Annotated in this window: 5 protein-coding genes; 2 read left to right on the plus strand and 3 right to left on the minus strand. The window is 68.7% G+C overall.

What is annotated here, in order from left to right; translation table 11 throughout:
- Positions 1-186 precede the first annotated feature (186 nt).
- The 3 genes from QOZ89_RS46755 to QOZ89_RS46765 all read right to left on the minus strand — a co-directional run bounded on the left by QOZ89_RS46755 (position 187) and on the right by QOZ89_RS46765 (position 2,325).
- Positions 187-672 (minus strand): transposase, encoded by a 486-nt coding sequence (locus QOZ89_RS46755; protein WP_312630366.1) that lies wholly within the window; start codon positions 670-672, stop codon positions 187-189.
- On the minus strand, positions 597-1,136 hold the full coding sequence (locus QOZ89_RS46760; protein ID WP_071049936.1) for a winged helix-turn-helix domain-containing protein: 540 nt from the start codon (positions 1,134-1,136) through the stop codon (positions 597-599). The genes QOZ89_RS46755 and QOZ89_RS46760 overlap by 76 nt, the downstream gene beginning before the upstream one ends.
- 286 nt (positions 1,137-1,422) lie before the next feature.
- The gene (locus tag QOZ89_RS46765; protein ID WP_071049937.1) at positions 1,423-2,325 is read right to left on the minus strand and encodes a fumarylacetoacetate hydrolase family protein; all 903 of its coding nucleotides are present in this window, start codon (positions 2,323-2,325) and stop codon (positions 1,423-1,425) included.
- A 751-nt stretch (positions 2,326-3,076) separates the two neighbouring features.
- Here QOZ89_RS46765 and QOZ89_RS46770 point away from each other — a divergent pair.
- Together QOZ89_RS46770 and QOZ89_RS46775 are read left to right on the plus strand one after the other, a co-directional pair.
- The gene (locus tag QOZ89_RS46770) at positions 3,077-3,850 is read left to right on the plus strand and encodes a hypothetical protein (protein WP_071049938.1); all 774 of its coding nucleotides are present in this window, start codon (positions 3,077-3,079) and stop codon (positions 3,848-3,850) included.
- A 231-nt stretch (positions 3,851-4,081) separates the two neighbouring features.
- A complete protein-coding gene (locus QOZ89_RS46775) occupies positions 4,082-4,501 on the plus strand; it encodes a hypothetical protein (protein ID WP_083418919.1) in 420 nt (139 codons plus the stop codon).
- The last annotated feature ends 42 nt before the right edge of the window (positions 4,502-4,543 follow it).

Consider the following 4,543-nt stretch of genomic DNA (forward strand, 5'->3'; position numbering starts at 1 on the left):
AGCCGACCGCCCTACCGCTGGATCATCACCGCCGACCAGGGCGAGGTCGAACGCCTGCGCGCCCTGCACCAGCTCCCAGCCGGCTACCACAACCGCCGCCGCTGGACCGACAACCCAGCCGACCAGCAGCACCAGCAGCACCAGCAGCACCAGCAGCACCAGCAGCACCAGCAAGGAGACCAGACATCATGACTGGATACGCACCTCGTAGTTCGGCAAACCTATCTCGGCCGGGTTGAGTTCGGGGGCGTAGGTCGGCAGCCAGACGACGTCGACCCAGTCGGCGTGGGTGTCGAGGAAGGTGGTCATCGCGGTCTGGCGGTGGATGTTGAGCCGGTCCCAGACCAGGACGAGCCGGCCGCCGGGAAGCTGGTGGTGCGCGGCGACCAGCAGGTCGCGGCAGTCGGTCCAGTCGAGGCCCTTGCGTTCGCCGTGGCGGCGGTCGCCGAGGCGGGTCCGGTAGAGCAGACGGGCGCGCTGCCCGGGCCGGTAGCAGACCATGCCGGTCACGCTGACCCGCCCGCCGCCCCGGGCGGCGGGCACCCGGATGACCGGTCTGGCCCCACGGCGAGCCCAGGTACGAGCGCGGGGCGGCCTCAGGCCCTGGCCGGTCTCGTCGAGGAAACAGACCCAGGCCCGACGGGCCGCCGCCGTGGTTTTACCGCCGACCACGGCTCCTTCCTCCACGCCTCGATAGCCTCGTCATCGCGTTCGCTGGCCTGCCGGGCGGGCAGCTGGCACGACCAGCCCTGCCGCTCCAGCAGGTACCACACCCCGGCCTCGGTGTAGTCCACCCCGAACTCCACCGCGATCACCCGCCGGATCCGAGCCAGCGTCCACCGCTGGTCGTCCCAGCCACACGTCCCCGGGCCCCGACGCAGCAACGCCTCCAACCGGGCCAACTGCCGGTCATCCAGCCGGCACGCCGACAACGGCCCCCGCGACCGCAGCGCACCGACACCGCCGTCCTCCCAGGCCCGATGCCAACGGCTCACCGTCTTCGGCGTCACATGGAACTCCCGCGCCACCTCCGCCTGGCTCACTCCCCGGGCAAACCAGTCAACGGCAGCCAACCGGACCCGCTCACGTCGAATCTGCTCGGCGGGCGTCAGCCCGCCACCCGTCGCATACCTCACCCCCGCGAGCTACCCACCCCACCGGCATCATCACAAAACCCCGTGACCTCACGAATTAACTAGGGGGTAGCAACCTGGTTCCGCCCGGGCCGGGGAAGAAAGTGTCAATTCCGAGTGTCGGATCGACTCGGTCGAACGGCAGCCGTCGGCTCAGCCGGCGTCTCCCAGACGATCGAATAGCTGGAGCCGGGAGTGTGCTTGAAGTCGTGGGCTCGTGGCGTGGGCCCGTCGTCGACCACGACGCTCTTGCCGGTTGGATCAGTCCCGATGAGTACCCGTCGGACGGTCATGCCGAAAGTTCCTCCTCCTGCACGCTGGCAGATCGATCTGTCGCTGACGGTCGCTCCCGAACGAGGTTTCGCATGATCCCGACTAACGGGATCCCGGTTTCGAGGACCATTCCTGGGGACAGGAACAGCGGCGGTGTTCGGCGGGAGCCGACACCACCTGGGGTACCGGTAAGGATGAGGTCTCCGGGCACGAGCACGACTCGGCGCGAGATCCAAGAAACCAATTCAGGTACGCTTCTGATCAACTGCGCCGTCGTAGCTCGCTGAACCTCCATCCCGTCAACGCGGGAAAACAATTCGATACGGTCCGGATCACCGAAATCGTCGACCGTCGAAAGATATGGCCCGATCGGCGTGAAGGTTTTGTACGACTTGGCGAAACTGAACTGGCGTAGTGGCTCGCGGTTCTGTTCAGCACGATCCGAGATGTCCTGGCCTACGGTCACGCCAGCAACAGCGGACCACACGGCATCTGTCTTGGCGTCCCCGAGGCGAGCGCCGATCACGACGACCACCTCCGCCTCGTAGTCGACGCGCGTCCAGTCCGCGGCGACCTCGATGGGGTCGTACGGGCCGCAGACGGAGCTGGTGAGCTTCGAAAAGACCACAGGTTCTTCGGACTGCTGCCGCCCGGTCTCCTCGATGTGATCGTGATAGTTCAGTGCAACAGCGATGATGTTTCCGGGGCGAGGGACCGGTGGTCCCAGGTGCGCGACGTCGAACTCTCGGAAGTCACCTGGGCTTGCGGCGGCAAGCAACGATTCGAGCCGCGGGTGCTGGGCGAGGCGCGTATACATCATCGGGTCTGGCGCGATTTCACCACGGCTTGCACGTTCGATATCGAGCGCACGCCCATCGTGAATGATGCACGCTCGGCCCGAGATGTTGGCGAATTTCATATGGAATCCTCAATTGCTCGCTGCAGCGGCTACGGATGGCGGCCGACAAGGCGACCGCGTCCGGCAGCGCCGGCCCGCTGGAACAGCGGGTTCACCCAAGCTTGGGAACGGCAGGCCTCAGGCCGTTCACGATAACAGCCACGAAGTGGACTGCAATGACCGTGCCCAGGGTGTTGAACGTCACGGCTGGATACACGTCGAGCCGAGGAAGACCACCGTCAACGCGACAAGCGTCAAGCCTTGACCGGTCTGTTCACACTCCCATCTTGCAGGGCGATCATCCATCAGACCAGCCGCCCCGCCATGCAACCCGGTGATGGCGAGCGACCCTAGATGGATCCTCGTCTACTCCAACTCATGTGAGCTCCGACTGTGGCCTCCCCGGGCCGCCCCCGGTGACTGACGCAACCATGACCCAGTCAGATTCGATTGTCAAGACTAGATTCGAGTCACGGGGCCTGTCGCCGAACTTGCTGGCGGCCCGGGTTCCGCAGTTCGTGGACACACGATGAAGATCGGTAAGGCAAAGGCGCAGGTCATGGGGTTGCCAAGCAAGGAAATCGGCCTCGCGGACGCCAAAGTGTGGTAAGATTACGTCCCCTTTTGCGGTTGCTCTGCCTGGGGTTACGTGGTGTGGTGTGGGCATGTAGTTGCGGTACACGCAGCGGCGGAACGCCGACGGCAGCCTCGTGCGCTAGGTCGCGCTCGCGCACAACCACCGGGTCGACGGGGCGGTCAAGCGCAGGTGTTGATGAACCTGGGGCGGGTCGAGACGGTCGACGTGGACGGGCTGCGGCGGCTGGCCGCCTCGATCCGGGCGCACTTCGGCGACGGCCAGGACGAATCCGCGGGCGCCGGGGAGACAGGGCTGGCCGCCGGCGCGGGGCCGATGGAGGTCGTCGACGCCCGGCCGATCGGCGGGACATGGCTGCTCGACGGGCTGTGGCGCGAGCTCGGCGTCGCCACCGCGATCGAGAAGGCGGTCGCCGACCGGCGGTTCACCACGGCGGTGGAGCGGGTGCTGTTCGGCCTGGTCGCGAACTGGGCGCTGGCGCCGATCTCGACGCGCACCCGCGCCGCGGCCGACTACCTGCGCGCCCTGCTCGTCGCCCACCAGCTGCTCCCCGCCCGCGACGACGCGCTCGCACGCGCCGAGCAGCGACTCACCGCCCGACTCGCCACCGTCGACCCGCCGCAACACCGCCGGATCCTGACCGCCTACGCCACCTGGCGGGTACTGCGCCGGCTGCGTCGACGCGCCGAGCATCGCCGCGGCCCGCGCACCTGGACCCGCCACGCCGAGACCCGGGTGCACGTCGCGATCCGCTTCCTCGGCTGGCTGCACGACCGCGGCACGACGCTGACCGATCTCGACCAGGTGTCACGCGTCGTTCTTGGTGGGCGCGGCGAGGCGGGTCGGCGTCGTCGTGGGTGGGCATGTGCCAGCTGTGATCTTGTGGTGGGTTTCTTGTTGGTGCGCGACGACAGGGTGAGCACGTCGGAAATGGCGACGGCCCTCCCCTGATCACCTTGGCCGGTTCGGGGAGGGCCGTGCGAGGCGCGTGGAGGCGCCGGTGTTCACCGTAGACGTGGATGTGGTTGAGGTCGAACGGCGGTTGGCGGTGGGTGAGCTGGCCTGTCCGGGGTGCGGGAGCGGTCTGGCGGGTTGGGGGTGGGCGCGGGTGCGCCGGGTTCGGGGGTCGAGGGGGAGGTCCGGCCGCGGCGGGGGCGGTGTTCGGGCTGTCTGGCGACGCATGTGCTGCTGCCGGTGACGTGCCTGGCGCGGCGGGCGGACGCGGTGGCGGTGATCGGTGAGGCGGTCGGGCTCGCGGCCGGTGGGCTGGGGGCGCGCCGGGTCGCGGTGGCGGTGGGCCGGGCGCCTGCGACGGTGCGGGGCTGGCTTGGGCGGCTGGCAGGGCGGGCGGTGCGGCTGCGGGCGGCGTTGGCGGTGCGGCTGCGGGCGGTGGCCGTCGACCCCCGGGTTCCGGAGGTCGACGGCGGGTTGCTCGCGGGTCTGGTGGCGCTGGTCGTCGCGGTGCGCGACGCGGCGGCGGGCCGCTGGGCGCTGCCCACGTTGTCGGCGTGGGAGTTGGTGTCGTTCGTGACGGCCGGTGGTCTGCTGTTGCCCGCGTTCCTCCCCGAGGCGATCAACACGAGTCCGCGTCTGGCCGGCTGAGGTCTTCTCCTCGACGGTGTCGATGTTGTGTCGGCACTGTTC

The sequence above is a fragment of the Pseudofrankia coriaricola genome, from assembly GCF_032027725.1.
In the GTDB taxonomy this organism is placed as follows: Bacteria; Actinomycetota; Actinomycetes; order Frankiales; family Frankiaceae; genus Pseudofrankia.